The sequence below is a fragment of the Stenotrophomonas sp. B2 genome (genome assembly GCF_014947095.1).
GTDB classification, from domain to species: Bacteria; Pseudomonadota; Gammaproteobacteria; order Xanthomonadales; family Xanthomonadaceae; genus Stenotrophomonas; species Stenotrophomonas maltophilia_P.
The window spans coordinates 158,049-175,170 of sequence record NZ_JADCQA010000007.1; the positions used below are offsets into that span (position 1 = coordinate 158,049).

15 protein-coding genes and 1 tRNA gene are annotated in these 17,122 nt (G+C 65.2%); 8 read left to right on the forward strand and 8 right to left on the reverse strand.

The window, feature by feature from the left end:
• The first annotated feature begins 360 nt into the window (after positions 1-360).
• Together IMX13_RS10390 and IMX13_RS10395 are read left to right on the forward strand one after the other, a co-directional pair.
• On the forward strand, positions 361-1,818 hold the full coding sequence (locus tag IMX13_RS10390; RefSeq protein WP_193396305.1) for an undecaprenyl-phosphate glucose phosphotransferase: 1,458 nt from the start codon (positions 361-363) through the stop codon (positions 1,816-1,818).
• 149 nt (positions 1,819-1,967) lie between these two features.
• Complete coding sequence (locus tag IMX13_RS10395) at positions 1,968-2,402, forward strand: low molecular weight protein-tyrosine-phosphatase (protein ID WP_053516763.1); 435 nt, start codon at positions 1,968-1,970, stop codon at positions 2,400-2,402.
• 61 nt (positions 2,403-2,463) lie between these two features.
• On the opposite strand, the gene IMX13_RS10400 is transcribed toward IMX13_RS10395, so the two are convergent.
• From IMX13_RS10400 to IMX13_RS10425, 6 genes are all read right to left on the reverse strand, one after another.
• On the reverse strand, positions 2,464-4,569 hold the full coding sequence (locus tag IMX13_RS10400; RefSeq protein WP_227255388.1) for a YjbH domain-containing protein: 2,106 nt from the start codon (positions 4,567-4,569) through the stop codon (positions 2,464-2,466).
• A gap of 83 nt (positions 4,570-4,652) precedes the next feature.
• A complete protein-coding gene (locus IMX13_RS10405) occupies positions 4,653-5,405 on the reverse strand; it encodes a capsule biosynthesis GfcC family protein (RefSeq protein ID WP_193396307.1) in 753 nt (250 codons plus the stop codon).
• A 5-nt stretch (positions 5,406-5,410) separates the two neighbouring features.
• Positions 5,411-6,037 carry a YjbF family lipoprotein gene (locus IMX13_RS10410; protein WP_164152426.1) on the reverse strand — a complete coding sequence of 209 codons (627 nt, stop codon included), beginning with the start codon at positions 6,035-6,037 and terminating at the stop codon, positions 5,411-5,413.
• Positions 6,038-6,101: 64 nt separating this feature from the next.
• Positions 6,102-7,202, reverse strand: a complete 1,101-nt coding sequence (locus IMX13_RS10415) for a polysaccharide biosynthesis/export family protein (RefSeq protein ID WP_180875995.1) — start codon at positions 7,200-7,202, stop codon at positions 6,102-6,104.
• 83 nt (positions 7,203-7,285) lie between these two features.
• Positions 7,286-7,618 carry a hypothetical protein gene (locus tag IMX13_RS10420; protein WP_053516758.1) on the reverse strand — a complete coding sequence of 111 codons (333 nt, stop codon included), beginning with the start codon at positions 7,616-7,618 and terminating at the stop codon, positions 7,286-7,288.
• Positions 7,619-7,695: 77 nt separating this feature from the next.
• Complete coding sequence (locus IMX13_RS10425) at positions 7,696-8,298, reverse strand: phosphatase PAP2 family protein (protein ID WP_193396308.1); 603 nt, start codon at positions 8,296-8,298, stop codon at positions 7,696-7,698.
• A 109-nt stretch (positions 8,299-8,407) separates the two neighbouring features.
• Between IMX13_RS10425 and IMX13_RS10430 the strand changes: the two genes are divergently transcribed.
• Both IMX13_RS10430 and IMX13_RS10435 read left to right on the forward strand, forming a co-directional pair.
• Positions 8,408-8,484 (forward strand) — tRNA-Arg (locus tag IMX13_RS10430).
• A gap of 886 nt (positions 8,485-9,370) precedes the next feature.
• Positions 9,371-9,553, forward strand: a complete 183-nt coding sequence (locus IMX13_RS10435) for a hypothetical protein (protein ID WP_053516755.1) — start codon at positions 9,371-9,373, stop codon at positions 9,551-9,553.
• Positions 9,554-9,835: 282 nt separating this feature from the next.
• Here IMX13_RS10435 and IMX13_RS10440 read toward each other — a convergent pair whose 3' ends face one another.
• Both IMX13_RS10440 and IMX13_RS10445 read right to left on the reverse strand, forming a co-directional pair.
• Positions 9,836-10,195, reverse strand: coding sequence for a response regulator (locus IMX13_RS10440; protein ID WP_053516753.1), 360 nt, complete (start codon positions 10,193-10,195; stop codon positions 9,836-9,838).
• The gene (locus IMX13_RS10445; protein ID WP_193396309.1) at positions 10,192-11,346 is read right to left on the reverse strand and encodes a PAS domain-containing sensor histidine kinase; all 1,155 of its coding nucleotides are present in this window, start codon (positions 11,344-11,346) and stop codon (positions 10,192-10,194) included. Before IMX13_RS10445 ends, IMX13_RS10440 begins: the two co-directional genes overlap by 4 nt.
• Before the next feature lie 152 nt (positions 11,347-11,498).
• Between IMX13_RS10445 and IMX13_RS10450 the strand changes: the two genes are divergently transcribed.
• The 4 genes from IMX13_RS10450 to IMX13_RS10465 are packed head-to-tail and all read left to right on the forward strand — an operon-like array spanning position 11,499 to position 17,120.
• The gene (locus tag IMX13_RS10450) at positions 11,499-14,600 is read left to right on the forward strand and encodes a response regulator (protein ID WP_128988639.1); all 3,102 of its coding nucleotides are present in this window, start codon (positions 11,499-11,501) and stop codon (positions 14,598-14,600) included.
• Positions 14,597-15,421: a CheR family methyltransferase gene (locus IMX13_RS10455; protein WP_193396310.1), complete on the forward strand. Its 825-nt coding sequence runs from the start codon at positions 14,597-14,599 to the stop codon at positions 15,419-15,421. The genes IMX13_RS10450 and IMX13_RS10455 overlap by 4 nt, the downstream gene beginning before the upstream one ends.
• On the forward strand, positions 15,421-15,996 hold the full coding sequence (locus IMX13_RS10460; protein WP_053516743.1) for a chemotaxis protein CheB: 576 nt from the start codon (positions 15,421-15,423) through the stop codon (positions 15,994-15,996). The genes IMX13_RS10455 and IMX13_RS10460 overlap by 1 nt, the downstream gene beginning before the upstream one ends.
• Complete coding sequence (locus tag IMX13_RS10465; protein ID WP_180875945.1) at positions 15,993-17,120, forward strand: hybrid sensor histidine kinase/response regulator; 1,128 nt, start codon at positions 15,993-15,995, stop codon at positions 17,118-17,120. Before IMX13_RS10460 ends, IMX13_RS10465 begins: the two co-directional genes overlap by 4 nt.
• Positions 17,121-17,122 lie beyond the last annotated feature (2 nt).

Below are 17,122 nucleotides of genomic sequence, written 5' to 3' on the forward strand. Positions count from 1 at the left end.
TGGCGGACGTGCTGGGACGGGACGTCCCGGCGACGCCAATCGGGTTGATCCTTCGGAGCGTGATGGGATGATTCCGTGCAACAAACGTCGATTTCTGGACGCTGTCGGACGCAGTGCGAATCATTTTGACGCATTTTGAAATATTAAAAAATAGGAATAGTTCTAATGACTTAGGGTGGGTCGGGCGGGTGAATGGGCGCACGACGGGCTGCCGCTTCCTACCAATTGCCTTTCACATCATTCACAATCACGTTCGACTTATTGACGCAATTCCGTCTGTTCGCACCGGCTTGGGGAGGCCTGGTATGCGACAGCCATCACATTGTAGTGCTGGATCGGAACACAGCTTGGAGAAGTGCAGTGCTACATGGATCGGTAGATGACCTCCCCGCAGAGCGTGCCGATGCCGGCCGCCGCCGGGTCGAAGCCCGGGCGGCCCTGGAACTGGGGCTTCGCCTCGGAGACCTGTTGCTCCTGCCCGGCATGGCTGCACTGGCCCACGTCGTATGCTACGGGACGCCGGCCCCCAACCAGTCCCAGCGCATCGTCTTCGGTGCGGTGATTCTCAGCGCCATCGTCTGCTTCTCCATCGCACCGGTCTACCGCAACTGGCGCCTGCGTGGCCTGCTGGCCGACCTCTGGCTGCTGCTGCTGGCCTGGTCCGGCAGCTTCGCCCTGTTCTCCCTGTATGCCGTGCTGGTGGGGCTGGCCGATGCCGTGCCATCGCGCTGGCTGGTGGGCTGGTACATCGGCGGCCTGGCCTCGATGGCGGGGCTGCGCGTACTCCTGCGTGTCCAGCTGCACCGGTTGCGTTCGCGTGGACTGGATCACGAGCGGATCCTGCTGGTCGGGCTCCGGGCCCCGGCGCTCAGGCTGCATCGCCTGCTGCGCGGCAAGCCGGAGATGGGCAAGGAGGTGATCGGCTACTTCACCAGCAAGGGCGACATTGCCACCCGGCGTGGCGGCGATGCCCCGCAGCGCCTGGGCGCACTGGAGGATGTGCCGCGCTACCTGGATGCGCACCGGGGGGAGTTCGACCAGGTCTGGGTGTCCCTGCCGCTGGGGGATACCGCGCCCATCCGTGACATGCTCAAGCAGATCGAGCGGTTCCCGGTGCCGATCCGCCTGATTCCCGATACCACGGGCCTGGGAGCACTGAATCCGGGCGTGCACCAGGTGGGCGATGTGCCGATGATCGGCGTGCGCCAGGGCCTGGTGGACCATAATTTCCGCCTGTTCAAGCGCATCGAGGACATCCTCGTGGCCGGCGTAGCGGTCATCCTGCTGGCGCCGCTGTTCGTGGTGCTGGCGATCGGCGTGAAGATCAGTTCACCCGGCCCGATCCTGTTCCGCCAGCGCCGCCACGGTCTGGGCGGGAAGGAGTTCTGGATGCTGAAGTTCCGCTCCATGCGCGTGCATGAGGAAGGGACGGGGCAGATCACGCAGGCGACCCGGGGCGACCCGCGGGTGACCCGGTTCGGTGCCTTCCTGCGGCGCAGCAGCCTGGATGAGCTGCCCCAGTTCTTCAACGTGCTGGGCGGCAGCATGTCGGTGGTGGGCCCCCGTCCGCATGCGATCCAGCACAACAATCACTATGAACGGGTGATCGAACGCTACATGCACCGCCATTACGTCAAGCCGGGCATCACCGGCTGGGCGCAGGTGCACGGGCTGCGGGGCGAGACGCCGGAACTGCGGTCGATGAAGAAGCGCGTGCAGTACGACATCGACTACATCCGTCGCTGGAGCCCGACCCTGGATGTTCGGATCATTGCCTTAACGGCGCTGAAGGTTCTCGGGCAGAAGTCGGCTTATTGAGCCTGCAGAACTGCGAACTGCGACGTAATTCCATGAGTTGCATGGCTATTTTCTCGCCAGCAGCGGCGCTGTAAGGTAATCTGTGCAGCTGTCAGCGCTCCGCCCGTTTCGCGGCGGGGCCTGCATGGAATGCCACAGGATCCAGGTCAGTGTTCAATAACGTACTTTTTGTTTGCGTCGGCAATATCTGCCGCAGTCCCTCGGCTGAAGTGATGCTTCGACGGGCGGTTCAGGGCAGAGGCATCCAGGTGTCTTCCGCAGGTCTGGGAGCACTCGTCGGGCATGGTATCGACGCCACTGCCCAGGCGCTGCTGGTGGAGCAGGGCATGGATGGGCTGGCTCACCGCGCACGCCAGATCGATGATGCGATCCTTGGGGCGGCCGATCTGGTGCTGGCCATGGAGCGCAAGCACATTCACCGCATCACCGAGATCGCGCCGCAGGCGTCGGGCAAGACCTTCCTGCTGGGCAAGTGGCAGCAGGACCGGGAAATCCCCGATCCCTATCGCCAGCAGCGTCCTGCTTTCGAGCATGTCTACAGATTGATGGCCGAAGGCATCGAAAGTTGGGTGCGGTACCTGTAGGTCTTCACCGGGCGAACGTGCAGCAGGGCGGCCTTTGGCCGCCCTGCTGCGTTCCGGCAGGTCAATCGTCGATCGAGCGGATGTTGTCGTAGAAGAATCGCTCGTCGCGATCGCCGGTGATGTTGTACAGCGAATATTTGCGGCTGAGCATGGCGCCACCGTCGCGGATCAGGGGATTCCAGTTGAACGCGGCTCGTCCGCGTGTCGACCGTGGCAGGAATCCGTCCAGCGGGACGCTTATGTAGATTCCCTTGTCGAAGCTGCCTTCGCCGAAATCGCGTGCGGAAACGTTGGTCTTCGTTGCATAGGCACCCATCGTGACGCCATTGTCGAAGACGCGGGCGACGTCCAGGGTTGCGCCCCTGTCCCCCGCCAGATACTGGCCGACGGACAGCGAGCCGACGATGCGCTCGCGGGCGTCGAAACTGTAGTAGAAGGTGGCGTGCCCGGTCGTGACCTTGTAGTCGCGCAGATCCCAGCGCTGATCGAAGTCGCGTTGCTGCACGCGATTCAGGTTCGCGCTGACGGCCCATCGCTCACCGCCGGGACGATACAGCAGTTCACCGCCTACGCCGGCATACATCCACTCCAGATAACCCGCGTACGCGATGCCATAGAGATCGCGGCCCAGGCGCCCAGCCACATTGAACTGCAGATTTGGCAACACCACGTCCGAGTCCACCATGTACCTGCGCAGATCGGTGCGCACGCGCGGGAGTCGACTTGGGGCGTTGTACTTGAACTTGTCGTAATTGTTGATCAGGTTGGCGCTGACGGTTCCTGTAAGCCACATGTTGGGGCGTACGAACAGGCTTCCGGAATAATTGGCGGCAATCTGGTAAAGGATGAAACCATCCGGGCCACCGAGATTCTGTCGGTAGCCGATGTTGAAGCCGCCGCCATAGGGGCGTGTCCTGGGTTCATACAACGTCTGGCGAGTGACGTCGTCGGGAGACTGCACCTCGGTGCTGCGACGTAGCACGTCCTCGCTGACCCGACCATCCAGATAGCCCACGAGGGCACCGCGGGCGACGGACGTGTCCACGATGGGCATCCCCAGTCGTGTTGTCCGCAGCGTGAACCACTCGTACTCATCGCCCGTCGCATTGGCCAGGATGCGGCCGGCGCGTCCCAGGCCCTTGGCGTTGTGGAGGTATCGGTTCTGGTAGCCGTCCACGTAGAGCTCAGCGCCGCGACGGGAGATGCGCTCGACCCGGAAGCCTGCATTCCGGGTGAGGTCGGCGCTGATGGCAGCCCAGTCCGGGCCGCCTTCTGCTGTCGTGGCGCCGGCGTCGCGCGCTGCGGTCGCCGCAACCGCGGCTGCCTGCGGGTCGCGAGGCACGATCCGTTGCGGCGGAGGATCGAAAGGCTTGGGCGCAGACACTGCATGGCCGGGATTGCCGCGCCAGGTCAGCGAGAACATCGCCGCGTCACCGCGTTCCCACGCGGCGGTGAGTTCCACGTTGCGGTTGGGGACGTAGACCAGCCCCACGTTGATGGGGGTGCGCTGTTCCAGATTGTTCCCGCGCGGCTCACGGCGGTAGTCGTTACCGTCGTACTCGACCTTGACCAGCAGCGAATCCAGCGGCGTCTGATAGGTGATGCCGCCAAAGACGCCGACCGGGCCCTTGAACATGTTGTCCAGACCAAAGCGACCGGCGTCGTTGATGTTGCTGCCCGCGATGGGGCGTCGATTCTTGAATCGATCGTCGATCGCTCCCAGCGGATTGGCGAAATCGCCGCGGTTGCCGATGTAGCCGGTCGCAAGGCCGATGGAGGCGTCGATGGGCCCCAGATTCTTGCTGGCAACCAGATATTCGCTGGAGAAGAAGCCGGTACCACCGAGGTCGCGTACACCGAAGGCAAGCTCCGGCAGCCATCGTGATTCCTGCCAGAGCCGCAGCTTGAAGTCGATCGATTTGTCCTTGTAGTTCTGGTCTCCCGCGATGTTCGGACCATAGCGGATGTTGGACACGTTGATGTAGCGGAACGTGCTCTCAAGCCAGGGGAACGGTTGCAGCGTGAGGTTGTAGCGGCTGTACGGGGAATTGTGCGAGGCCGTGAAGCTGAGGTCGCCGTCGGGCGCCATGCGTGCCGTCGGTGTCTGCAGGAGGCCGATGCCGCCCCATTCGTTGGCGGTCGGCGGAGGGGCTTCCTGGGCCTGCAACGCGGCACTCAGTGACAGGGCGAGCGCGGTCAGCGCAAAGCGGGCTGGGCGCGGCACGCGTGCACGCTGGGGAATGTCGGTCATTACGGGCTGACAGGCTGGGTGGCGATGAAGGTGGCAACGTCGTTGTTGAATGCCGGGTCGATGGATTTCAGCACCGATTCGCGCAGCGGAACATAGATCGAACCGCCAGGGGCGACCGCCTGGGGATCTGCGCGGTTCCAGAGCGCAATGCCCTGCTTCTGAACCCGGCCATCGGGTTGCACGATATAGAGCGAGTCGGGATCGGCGGCCGCGTTGGGTGGGCAGTCACGCAGATAGTCCCGCGCATCGCGCTGCGGGGAGTGGTGGACAGTACAGCTGGTTCGGACCGCGCCGAGGACCGTGACGTGATCAGGTCGGGCGGGAATGCGGAGGACGTCGTCGGCCATGAGCACCGGATTGCTCTGCGGCTGCACCTGCATCAGGCGTGGCGAGATCACCGTCGGTACACGTCCGGTTGCAGCGTGCGCCTGCACCCATTGCTGGAGGGCCGCCGCGGTTTCGACGACGGCCGGATCCGCGTTGAGCTGAAGCTGCGTCAGGCCATGCAGGATTCCGGCACGCAGTCGGACCTGTTCAACGAGCGCCTGGCGGCGAAGATAGCTGCTGCCGAGCAGATAGGCGTCGGCGGCAGGCTGGGCTTGGACAACCGCATCGGCCATTCGCCGCTCCGGCTGGATGGCCTGGTCACCGGGATGGGCGACCGCACCCTCGACGCGCACGGTAGACGGTGCCTGCGCCAAGCACAGTGACGGTAGTGCCGACAGAATCAGGCAGAGAATTCGAGTGTTCATGCCTGTCATCCCTTCGGGGCACGGTAGGGCTTGAGCTGGGTGAGTTCCACGACGTACCCGGGGGCAAGATGCTGCCGGCTCTTCCAGATGAATCCGGTCGCCGGGTCCGCCCAGTAGATGTTCTGCGCGTCCATTCCGCCGCCCTGGAGATGCTCGACGAATCGCTGCAGGGTGCGGGTGCGGCCGAGAATCCTGACCTCCTCGGTGGCGCCGGGTGTCAGCGTGCCGGTGACGACAACGCCGAGCTGATACGACGACATCCAGTCGTATTGGCGTTGCACCTGTGCCGGTCCGCTTAACGACGTCAGGCGGTCGAAGGGGGACGCGCCGATGATCCGCGTCTGCAACTGACGTCCCAGCCCGCTTGAGCCCAGCAGCACGCCGTTGCCGTCCAGCTCGATCACGGCATGCGTGCCGGCGTACCACTGCTGCCGGCCACCATCAACGTAGCCAAGAACGGCCACCGCGGTCAGGTCACGTGTCTCGACCAGCACCTGCGGGAAGCGATTTGCCGCCACGGTAGCGGGGCTGACCTCAACGGGCTTGTGCAGCAACAGCCGGAAGCTGTCCGCCGTTGCCCGGCTGCCGGTGGTGCAACCGGCAAGCACGAGCGCCACGGCGATCAACGCCATGCGCAATAGACGGCCTGAAGTGCGTCGGAATGAACGCACCGAGGCTGCTCCCGTGCGCGCCATGTCAGTTGTCCCTGACTTCGGTTCCGGTGCGCGCGGCCGTGTAGAGGATATTGGTGAAGGGCAGCAGCTGGTTGACGAAGCGGTTCCAGCGGCTCACACCTGCGGCGCCGACAAACACCACGTCCCCGGGCTGCAGCTTGAACTGGCTGCCAACGGCAAATGCTGTTGGTGAGCGTGCTTCCAGCTGATAGATCACCGAAGGCTCCTGCTGCAGATCGGTGCTGCCGCGGATGACGTACACCGCATTGCCATTGGCCGTCTGCTGCAGCAGCCCGCGTGCACGACCGAGCGCCTGGTTCAATGTGACGTCGCCAGTCCGGAAGCTGTACGCGCCTGGCAGGTTGACCTCGCCAACGACGAAGACCTCCTTGCGATCCAGATAGGGGATATAAATTGAATCGCCATCCTTCAGGAACAGCTGGCGCCCACCATGTTCCTTGGCCAGACTTTCAAGGTTGATGGTGTAGCTCACTCCGTCGCGGCTGAACTGGATGCCGGAAAGATCCGCCTGGGCCGCGTTCAGTCCGGCCTGGCTGATGGCATCGGTCAGGGTAAGCGGCGAGGTACCCAGTGGGACGGGCGAGGACCGCTCGGCCGCGCCGGTGACCCACACCCGCTGGCTGCCGTAGTTGAGGACCGACACATCCACCTGCGGCGATTCCACGTACTGCGCGAGTCGCCGGCTGATTTCCTCACGGATCTCAGACGGGGTCTTGCCCGCCGCCTTGACCTTCCCGATGTAGGGGTAGAACAGCGTGCCATCGCTCTGCACCAGACGACCGGCGAGCGCGCCCTGTTGTTGGGAGCCGGCGGGTACGGTGAGTTCAGGGTGATCCCAGACCGTCACGTAGAGGATGTCACCGATGCCGACCTGGTAAGGGGAAGGCTGGTAATCGAAAAGCTCGGCAGGAAGCGTCTGTTCGTTGCGAGCTGCATGCTCCTGGGCGATCAGCTTGGAGGTGATGGTGACGATTTCCAGTCGGCCATCGTCGCTGCTCTGCGAAGTGACATCACTTCGGCGCAGGTGCTGACCTGGCGCGAATGCGCAGCCGGAAACGGCCAGCACAGTGAGTGCAGTGGCGAGAATACGGAGAGGCTTCATGTTCATGTGGTGGGTTTCCGACAGGCATAAAAAACCCCCGCCGTGCATTGCCCGGCGAGGGCTTGCTCGAACAGCAGGGCGAATCAGCCGCCGGTGCCGCCGGTCCCGCCAGTGCCACCCGTACCGCCGGTGCCTGGGCCGCCCGGACCCGGACCACCGGGTTCGCCGCCACCATTGTCGTCGCTGCCGCTGCTGCTGTCGCCACCGATGCTGTAAGCCACAGCTGCGGCTGCAATGCCAACTACAGTGGTGCCGAAAATGGCAGCGTTCGAATAGCCAGCGGCTTCAGCGCCGGCGGTCACTTCGGCAGCCGGGGTCTCGGCGTCAGTGGTTGCCTGCGCGTCCTGCGCGAAGGCCATCATCGGGGAGGCGGAGAATGCCGCCAGGGCCAGAACGGCGATCGTCTTCTTGAACATGGGAGAGGCACCTACTCCGTTAGGGAAAATTTCACCCCAATCTTGCGGCGGAAGGCCCGCAGTGTCAAGCGCCGGGTTCAGTTCCCGAGGTCATGCCGCTCATGCGTGCTGCTTCGCCCCGACAGCAGCTTGGCGGCGTCCCTGATGAGATCGTGTGTCCGAAGATCCGAAATGGCCGCCGGAACCACCAGCCCCGTCACGCAGGCCAGCAACAGCACCCGGACTTTCGGCCGCGAGTGGGCGACCGATGTCCCCAGTGCCGCGCAGCTTGCAGCCAGGCCCAGAGCCAGGCCGGAGATGACCTCCGATGTCGAATGTGCCTGAATAGGCAGTCGTGAATACGCGATTGCACCGGCCAGCAGAGAGCCAGCAGCGAACCAGCGGAGGTCCCGGCGTTCGCCAGTGCTCACCGTCAGCCATAGAGCTACCGGGTACACCACGCTGGACATCGCGGCGTGCCCGGAAATGCCGGTGAAGTCCAGGCGTCGGATGCCGATCCCCCAACCCATGAATGCGAGCTTCGACGCCACTGTCAGCCCGGCGGTCACGGCGATGGCGACGGCCCAGCGTCGCCTCAAGGACGATTCGCTTCGCGGCAATGCCAGCAGCAGCACCATGGCCATGGGCAGCAGCCAGCGGCTGTCGCCCAAATTGGAGAGGAAAAGCCAGAACTCGGACATCCGGTGGGACTGATGTGGGGGCGGCCAGCATACCTGCCGCCGATGGCGCGGCGATCGTCGGTGGCTTGGTCCATTCAGCTGGACGCGGTATGCTTTACCGCTTGCGCAAGGCCCCGTAGCTCAGCTGGATAGAGCGTCCCCCTCCTAAGGGGAAGGTCGCCCGTTCGAATCGGGCCGGGGTCACCATCGGTCAATTGCCCGCAGATGATCAGGCGGGTACCGCTTCTGCTTGCGGCGTGCCGTCTTCGCTGCGGCGTGCTTGCCACCCGCCACAGTGCGTTGGAAAAGGGCGTGCGGCGGCCTTGCCTGCCTTCCGCCAGGCCCACCTAGGGGCGATCCAGGTCCTCTGGCAACAGGCCAGCGAGTGCGAGTATTCGATCGTGCCTGATCTGCTGCACCCAGTGGCCCCAGGCATCCGCCGCCGTCAAGACATCGATCGAGCCGCAGGCGGGACACCTCAGTTGCACACCCCCGTGCACATCGGTGAGCCCGCACCCATGCGACATCCGTGATTCGTCCCCACATGACTTGCACTTGGCCTGCACGGAATCCAGCCGTTCGATGGTGGCATCCAGGCGCAGCAAAGGGCGGATCCGCAGGATCCGGAATGCAACAGGAGTGGTCATGTGTCTTGCCGGTCAGGGGCTGGACACGGAGGCGAGGAATTTCGCGCCGAAGAGAAGCCGAATGCAGTGACCATACAGCATGAACTGTTAAGACTCTCGTTCTTGACAGCCCTTACTTCGTTCTGGTGAGGGCCGAGGGTTCGCGAGAGGGGCGGGGAGCCTGAACATCCAGTCAGGTAAGCAAGCCGTTTTCACACAAGGCTAACTGCTCAGCGCCCAGTTTCACTGCAGCGTGACGGGTCGGCAGGGGGACTCGTGGCAGGCCTTGAGCCTGCCGTGCGCAGCGCTTCCCCCATGACCAGCAGGATCCGAATGAATCGCAATGCCGTGACGTCCGTTGGCGTCGGACCGGGCGCCGTCCCCCTGGGCTGCCGGGGGGGCCATGCCGTCTTCCCTGGACGCGCACGCCGCCGCGCCTTCCCGATCATCCCCCCGGCGGCCGGGTGATGGGGCGTTTCCAGTACGCCTTCCGCAAGGCGCGGGGCTGGCAGGCCTCCCTGGTCGCTGCCGCGTGGGCAGCGCTGCGCTATACCGTGAGCGGGGACACCGGCTACTTCCGCTCCCACGGCGGCTGGCGAAGATCGCGGATCAGCCGGAAACCGGGCGAGGCCGACTCTCTGGATGACTGAGTCCGCGGGTGATTCTTGCCGGAAACGCATAGCAGTCTGCGGGCTGCATGGGTTTGCCGGGCCTACAGTGGCCCCCAATGCCGGGAGGGGTACCCGGCCACCTGCACGCCTTCGGTCCAGACGGGAGTCGCCATGCACCTGCTGATCGCCCTTGGCAAAGTGGCCGCGGTGTTCGCCTGCGTGCTCGGAATTCTTGAAATCTGCAGCCGGGTTCACCGTCGGCGCAGGGGCCGCAGTAGGCGTGCGGACAGGGAAAAACTCCCCTGACGCACTTGGCGAGGCTCAGTCCTGCCTGAGCAGCTCCACCAGTTGCCGCAGCCGATAGGGTTTGGGCAGGAACTCGACCTGTTCGGGCAGGGGAGGCAGCTGCGAACGCGCATAGCCGGAGGAGAGGATCATGCGGGCGTGCGGCTGGTCGCGCGCGACGTGTTCGCTCAGTTCAATGCCGGACATGCCATTGGGCATGCTGACGTCGCTGAACACCACGTCGAAGCGGGTATCGCCGCGCAGCAGGGCCACTGCTTCATGACCATCGGCCGTGGTCGCCACGTCGATGCCGAAATCGCGCAGGGCCAGCCCTATCATTTCGCGCAGGTCGGTCTGGTCCTCCACCATCAGCACGCGGATCGGATCATCGGTCATGGGGCGGGTTCCTCTAGTGCGGGTAACAGCAGGCTGACTGTGGTGCCGACGCCTGGCGTGGTGGAGACATCGACGAAGCCGCCGCTCTGGGTGGTGAATCCGAACACCTGGCTCAGGCCCAGTCCGCTGCCTTTGCCGATGTCCTTGGTGGTGAAGAAAGGCTCTGTCGCGCGTTCCGCCACATCGACGGGCATTCCACGCCCCTGGTCACGCACGCTCACCGTCACGTATCGGCGCTGCTGGCCAGCCTCTCCATCCGGATCAAGGCGATGCTCCAGTGCGGTGGCGATCAGCACGTGGCCGCCATCGGCCGTGGCTTCGACAGCGTTCGCAACCAGGTTTGCCAGGGCGGTCTGCAGCTGCAGCGCGTCGGTGCACACCGGCGGCAGATCGTGAGCCAGTTCCGTGCCCAGCAGTGTACCCGAGGCATGCGCGCGCCGCAGGCCCGGCAAGGACTCGACGATCAGTTCGTTGACGTCCACCGGTTCACGGATCAGGGTCTGCCCGGTGCTGAAGGCAAGCAACTGGCGGGTCAACAATGCGCCGCGGTCGGTCGCCGTCTGTGCAGTGGAAAGCAGTTCGTGGGCCCGCGGATCACTGCCCACGCGCAGCGCCAGCAGATCCAGTGCGTTGCCGATGGTGGTCAACAGATTGTTGAATTCATGCGAGAGCCCACGACTCAGCCGGCCGACCGTCTCGAACTGCTGGGTCTGCCGGAGTGCACGCTGTGCGTCACGCAGCAGGCGCTGCGCCTGCCATTGTTCGGTGATGTCGCGGGTAATCTTGACGTAGCCGAGCAGTTCGCCGTTCTCCAGCACCGGCTCGATCACGATGCTGGCGCGGAACGAGGCGCCGTCGCGACGGACGCGCCAGCCTTCGGCGGAGCAATGACCCTGCTGCGCGGCCAGCCGGAGCAGCCGCTGCGGCTCGCCGGCGTCGCGGTCTGCTGGCAGGTAGAAGCGTCCGAAGTGGGTCCCGATGACTTCGTCGGCTGCATACCCCTTGATGCGTTCGGCCCCGGGGTTCCAGCTGCAGACGATGCCCTCGGGATCGAGCAGATACAGCGCATGGTCCCGCACGCTGTCTATCAGCAGGCGCAGCTGTTGGGAAGTGTCCGTCAGAGCGGACCTCGTAGAAGCGGGTGCGTCCACGTGGAAATGAGCATTACCCCTGTGAGGGCCGGAAAGCTAGGCACTGCAGTGTGAAGGATGTGTGCAGGGATTGCCCGTGCCATTGGTCGTATGCGGCTGAATACGACACGGGGTACCATCACGCACTTCTTTGCCTTCTGGAATCGCCCCGTATGCGTCCCGGTGCAACCTCGCGCGACCGCTGGATATGGATGACTGCCGCGGCATTGCTGGCCGCAACCATCGCGTTGGAACTTGTCGTGCCTCTGGGTTATGCGGTGTGGCTGGCCTACTTCCTGGCCGTTGGCGTGACGGTGTTCCAGCGGAGTGCACGCGCACCGTTCGTGGTCGCGGTGCTGGCCTGCGCGCTGCTGATGGTGGGCTATCACATTGCCCCGGCAAGCACGAATTCGGCGTTCTCGCTGGTGAATCGCACCATCGGCGGTGCGGCCTTCCTGATGATCGCGCTGATCGTGTCCCGCGCCATCCAGGCGCGCCGGCAGGCCATGCGCGCCCTGTGGCTGCAGGAGGCGGAGAACGCCGTGGCCATGAGCCTGCGGGGAGACCTGGGGCCGGAGCAGATCGCCGAGGCGGCGGCGACCAGCCTGGCCTCGCAGCTGCAGGCCGATGTCGGCGCCGTGTACCGGCTTGAGGGCGGCCGCCTGCAATTGACGGGCGGACTGGCGTTGCCGGCCGGCATGCCGGCGTCGCTGGCACTGCAGGAGGGGCTGGCCGGACAGGTCGCGCGCGACCTGCGCACCCGCCACCTGCAGGGCGATGAGGCCTCGGTACTTGAACTCCAGAGCAGCCTGGGGCGGGTTCCGGTGCGTGAGCGGATCCTTGCACCGATCACCAGTGACGGTGCCGTGGTCGGCATCGTCGAGCTGGGTCGATCCAGCGTCGGCGAACAGCGTGATCTGGACCGCGAACTGCTGGAGCGCTGTGGCGACACCATCGGCATGGCCCTGCGGGCGTCGCTGCTGCGCGCGCAGCTGGTCGTGCTGCTGGAGGAGTCGCAGCGCCAGGGAGAGGAGCTGCAGGCCCAGCAGGAAGAACTGCGCGTGGCCAACGAGGAGCTGGAGGAGCAGAGCCGCAGCCTGCTGCAGTCGCAGACCCATCTGGAACAGCAGCAGGCCGAGCTGGAGCAGAGCAACGTACAGCTCGAGGAGCGTACGCACGAGCTGGAGGCGCAGAAGCAGGCGCTGCTGGTTGCGCAGAGCCAGCTGGTGCGCAACAGCAACGAGCTGGCGGCGACGTCGCGCTACAAGTCCGAGTTCCTGGCCAACATGTCGCACGAGCTGCGTACGCCGCTGAACAGCTCGTTGATCCTGGCCAAGCTGCTGGCCGACAACAAGGACGGTACGCTCACCGAAGAGCAGGTGAAGTACGCACGGGCAATCCTGTCGTCGAACAACGATCTGCTGGCGCTGATCAATGACATTCTCGACCTGTCGCGCATCGAAGCCGGGCATGTCGAACTGAGCGATGAAGTGGTCGCCGTCGACAGCGCGCTGCAGCGGCTGCGCGAGACCTTCGATCCGATCGCGCGGCAGAAGGGGCTTGCCCTGGAGATCAGCGCCGATGCGCTGGCGCCGGGTCAGCTGGTGGTGGACAGCCAGCGCCTGCAGCAGATTCTGAAGAACCTTCTGGCCAATGCACTGAAGTTCACCGAGCACGGCAAGGTCAGCCTGCACGTGCGTCCCGGCGGCAGTGGCCGCATCCGCTTCGAGGTCTGTGATACGGGCATCGGCATCGCGCGCGAGCAGTTGCAGGTGATCTTCGAGGCTTTCCGCCAGGCTGATGGCAGCACCCGCCGGCGCTATGGCGGCACCGGGTTGGGCCTGTCGATCTCGCGCGACCTGGCTGCCCGCATGGGCGGCGAAATCCAGGTGGACAGCGAACCGGGGCGTGGCAGCTGTTTCGTGCTGGAGCTTCCACTGCAGGGCGCCCCCGTGTCCGCGCCGGAGCCGGGAGCGGAGCCCGCGCGCGTGGCGACTCCGGCAGCGCGTCCAGTGGTTGCACAGATGGCGCCGACTGCACCTGCGCCCCCGCCCGCAGCTGCCACACACGTTCCAGATGATCGTGGCCGGCGGCAGCGCATGGGACGCCTGATCCTGGCGGTGGAGGACGACGTGGCATTCGCCGAAGCGCTGGTGGTGCTGGCGCATGAACTGGACTTCGACTGCGTGGTTGCCGGCACGGCAGAGGAAGCGCTGGCGCTGGCTGCCGAACTAAGGCCGAACGGCATCCTGCTCGACATCGGCCTGCCCGACGTGTCAGGTCTGAGCGTGCTGGAGCGTCTGAAGCGCAACCCGGACACGCGGCACATCCCCGTGCACGTGGTCTCGGCGATGGACCGCAGCCAGGTGGCCCGTGAGCTGGGCGCGATCGGCTATGCGATCAAGCCGACCACGCGCGAGCGGCTGGCGGCGGCCATCGAGCAGCTCGAGCAGACCAGCCAACGCGATGTCAGGCGCCTGCTGATCGTCGAGGATGACAGCGAACTGAGGCGCAACCTGGAGCTGCTGCTGGGGCGTGATCAACTGCAGATCGTCGCCGTCGGCACACTGGCCGCAGCGCTGGAGCAGCTCAGCAGTGTCACGTTCGACTGCATGGTGATGGATCTTTCCCTGCCGGACGGCAGCGGTTACGACCTGCTTGAACACATGGCCGGCAATGATGACGTCGGCTTCCCGCCGGTGATCGTCTACACCGGACGTGCGCTCAGCCGCGAGGAAGAACAACGGCTGCGTCGTTATTCCAAGAGCATCATCATCAAGGGTGCGCGCTCTCCCGAGCGCCTGCTGGACGAGGTCACCCTGTTCCTGCACAGCGTGGAGGCGAGCCTGCCCACCGATCAGCAGCGCCTGCTGCGCGAGGCGCGCCGGCGCGACACCATCCTTGATGGGCGCACCGTACTGCTGGCCGAGGATGATGTGCGCAACATCTTCGCGCTGTCGAGCGTGCTCGAGCCGCTGGGCGTCAACCTCGAGATCGCGCGCAACGGCCAGGAGGCGGTCGATCGGCTGGCGCAGCGCGAGGTGGACCTGGTGCTGATGGACATCATGATGCCGGAGAAGGATGGTCTGACAGCGATGCGCGAGATCCGGGCGCAGCGCCACCTGCAGGATCTCCCGATCATCGCGTTGACCGCAAAGGCCATGCCCGATGACCGCGAGCGTTGCCTGCAGGCCGGCGCCAACGACTACATCGCCAAGCCGATCGATGTCGACAAGCTGGTTTCGTTGTGCCGGGTGTGGTGCTCGCGTCAATGAACGAGCAGGCCTTGTTCGACCTGGAGCTGAAGGTGCTGCTGGAGGCGATCTATCAGCGCTACCACTACGACTTCCGCAGCTACGCGGTGTCGTCGCTGCGACGGCGCATGCGCCAGGCCATGCAGCGCTACGAGTGCGAGAAGCTGTCGGACCTGCAGCATCGCCTGCTCCACGAGCCGGAGCTTTTCACGCAGGCGATGCAGTTCTTCACCGTGCAGGTCTCGGAAATGTTCCGGGACCCGGCATATTTCCGCACCCTGCGCGAGCAGGTGGTGCCGGTGCTGCGCACCTATCCTTCGGTGAAGCTGTGGGTGGCGGGCTGCAGCACGGGCGAGGAGGTGTGGTCGTTGGCAGTGCTGCTGCACGAAGAAGGGTTGCTGGAGCGCAGCATCGTCTATGCCACCGATATCAATCCCGGGGCCCTGGTGACCGCCGAGGCCGGCGCATACCCGATCGACCGCCTGGCGCAGTTCAGCCGCAATTATCTGGCGGCGGGGGGCAGGGCGTCGTTGTCGGACTACTATTCGACGGCATATGACGGGGCCGTGTTCGACCGTCACCTGCGACGCAACATCATGTTCGCCGACCACAGCCTGGCGACGGATACGGTGTTCTCCGAAGTGCACCTGGTGTCGTGCCGGAATGTACTGATCTATTTCAACCGGGACCTGCAGGACCGGGCCGTGGGCCTGTTCCGGGAGGCGCTCGTGCACCGTGGCTTCCTCGGCCTGGGCAGCAAGGAGTCGCTGCAGTTCGGTTGCCATCACGACGCGTTCGAGGTGTGTTCGCGCGAACATCGGCTGTACCGGAAGGTCGCCTGATGAATGACGCCGGTCTGCCGGAGGTGATGGTGGTCGGTGCATCCGCTGGCGGGGTCGCTGCCCTGCAGGCCATCGTGCAGGCGCTGCCGGCGGGCCTGTCGGTGCCGGTGCTGGTGGTTCTGCATGTGCCCCGTGACCGCAACAGCCGCATCGTCGAGGTGCTGGCGCCGCATTGCGCGGTGCCGGTGCGCGAGGCGGAGGACAAGCAGCCGATAGAGCGCGGTACGGTGACGTTTGCGCCGCCGGACTATCACCTGCTGGTGGAAGACCGGTCCTCGGTTGCCCTGTCGATCGATCCCCCTGTGCTGTATTCGCGTCCGGCCATCGACCCCCTGTTTGAATCGGCCGCGGCGGTGTTTGGTCCGCGCGTGCTGGCACTGCTGCTGACCGGCGCCAGCAGTGATGGCTCCGAGGGCGTGGCGGCAGTGCGCGAGGCGGGAGGTCGCGCGTGGCTGCAATGCCCCGAAGAGGCCGAAGCTTCGATGATGCCGGCCTCGGCCCTGCAGCATGCCGGCGCCGATGCGGTGCTGCCCCTTGAACTGATGTGTCGCCGCTTGAAGGAGTTGTTTTCATGAACCTGTTGCCACCGGACCCTGCGCAGTCCCAGGCCCCGGTCAACCTGTTGATCGTCGATGACGTTGCACAGAACCTGGTGGCCATGCAGGCACTGCTGCAGCGCGAGGGGGTCAACCTGCTGCTGGCCAGCTCCGGCGCCCAGGCGCTTGAACTGCTGCTTGAGCACGAGGTGGCGCTGGCGCTGCTGGATGTGCACATGCCCGAGATCGACGGCTTCACGCTGGCGGAACTGATGCGGGGCTCGCTGCGCAGCCGCGACGTGCCGATCATCTTCCTCACCGCGTCGCCGGATGATCCGGTGCGCGCGTTCAAGGGATACGAGACCGGCGCGGTGGACTTCCTGCACAAGCCGGTGGCGCCGCAGGTGATCCTCGGAAAGGTCAATGTGTTCATCGAGCTGTACCAGCAGCGGCAGCTGCTGAAGGTGCGCAACGAAGCCCTGGAGCGCGCGCTGAAGTTGAACGAGACCATGGCCGCGGTGCTTACCCACGACCTGCGGACGCCGCTGTCCGCCATCCTGCTCTGCGCGGACAAGCTCAGCCTGGAACTGCCTGCGGGCAATTCCGCTGCACAGCAGACATTGCAGCACCTGGAAGCAAGCACGCTGCGCATGGCACGGATGGTCGAGCAGCTGCTGGACTTCTCGCGCATCCGCAGCGGCGGCCTGCGATTGCAGACCACGACCTGCGACCTCGACGCCCTGGCCCGCGCGGTCATTGCGGAGGCGGGCAGTGCCCACGGACTCGAGCGGATCCGCTTCCAGGCGCAGGGCGATACCGTCCTGCAGGGCGACATGGACCGGTTGGGGCAGGTCGCATCGAATCTGATCGGCAACGCACTGACGCATGCTGGCGAAGCACATGTCCAACTGGACGGGCGTGATCCGCAGCGGGTGGTGTTGCGGGTCAGCAATGCCGGCCACATCGACGCGGCGCTGCTGCCGCGGCTGTTCGAGCCCTTCAAGGCCAGCTTCCACCAGAGCAAGGGCCTCGGCCTGGGGCTGTACATCGTCGATCAGTTCGTGCGCGCTCACGGCGGTCGATTGACCGCGCGCAACGACGCAGGGCAGGTCGTGCTGGAGGCAGCACTGCCGCGGCGGTGCGGTGGACCGGACATGGCCTGAAC